The organism is Streptomyces sp. NPDC001231 (assembly GCF_042896885.1).
Lineage (GTDB): Bacteria > Actinomycetota > Actinomycetes > Streptomycetales > Streptomycetaceae > Streptomyces.
The window spans coordinates 1-1,155 of sequence record NZ_JBIAXS010000086.1; the positions used below are offsets into that span (position 1 = coordinate 1).

Genomic DNA, 1,155 nt, shown 5'->3' on the forward strand with positions numbered 1-1,155 from the left:
CCTAGTGTCCTGAGTTGTTAATTCGGTTCAGATATCCGGCGAGGCGTTCGAGGATCTCGTCTGCGGTCTTCGTCCAGACGAAGGGCTTGGGGTCTTCGTTCCAGGTCTTGATCCAGGTGCGGATGTCCTTCTCCAGGGCCTGGACGTTCTTGTGGACGCCTCGCCGTATCTGCTTCGTCGTCAGCAGGGCGAACCACCGCTCGACCTGGTTGAGCCAGGAACTGCTGGTGGGGGTGAAGTGCACGTGGAAGCGGGGGTGGGCGGCTAGCCACCGCTGGATGGCGGGGGTCTTGTGGGTGGAGGCGTTGTCGCAGATGAGGTGGACATCCAGCTCGGCGGGGACCTCACGGTCGATGCGGGCGAGGAACTTCTTGAATTCCATCGCCCGGTGCCGGCGGTGGATCTGGCCGATCACCTCGCCGGTAGCGGTGTTCAGCGCAGCGAAGAGGGTGGTGACCCCGCCGCGCACGTAGTCGTGGGTGCGCCGCTCGGGCATGCCCGGCATCATCGGCAGCACCGGCGCGGACCGGTCCAGCGCCTGGATCTGGGTTTTTTCGTCCACACAGAGCACCAGTGCGTGCTCGGGCGGGGCCAGATACAGGCCGACGACGTCGCGGACCTTCTCGATGAACTGGGGATCCCTGGACAGTTTGAAGGTGTCCACCAGGTGGGGCTTGAGGCCGAAGGTGCGCCAGATCCGGGCCACGGCCGTCTGCGACAGGCCCACCTGCTCGGCCATCGACCGCGTCGACCAGTGGGTTGCGTCCTTCGGCGTGGACTCCAGCGTCTTGACGATCACCTCTTCGACGTGCTCATCGGTGATCTTCCGCGGGGCGCCGGGACGCGGCTCGTCGGTCAGCCCCTCAAGCCGGTCCCGCACGAAACGGGCCCGCCACCGGCCCACGGTGTGCGCCTCGATACCGAGCCTGGCGGCAACGTCCTTGTTCGAAGCGCCGGTTGCGCACTCCAGCACGATCCGGCACCGCAGGGCCAGCGCCTGCGAGGAGGTCCGGCGCCTGGCCCAGCGGGACAGCGTCTCGCGCTCATCGTCGGTCAGCGTCAGCTCGGCCTTCGGCCGTCCCGTCCTCGCCATCCGACCATCATGCCGACCAAACACCAACTTACGCAGCGAATTAACGACTCAGGACACTAGCG

1 protein-coding gene is annotated in these 1,155 nt (G+C 66.2%); it reads right to left on the reverse strand.

Annotated features, from left to right (window positions below; all coding sequences use genetic code 11):
- Nucleotide 1: 1 nt before the first annotated feature.
- On the reverse strand, nt 2–1,093 hold the full coding sequence (locus ACFY3J_RS38870) for an IS630 family transposase (RefSeq protein ID WP_384188104.1): 1,092 nt from the start codon (nt 1,091–1,093) through the stop codon (nt 2–4).
- Nucleotides 1,094–1,155 lie beyond the last annotated feature (62 nt).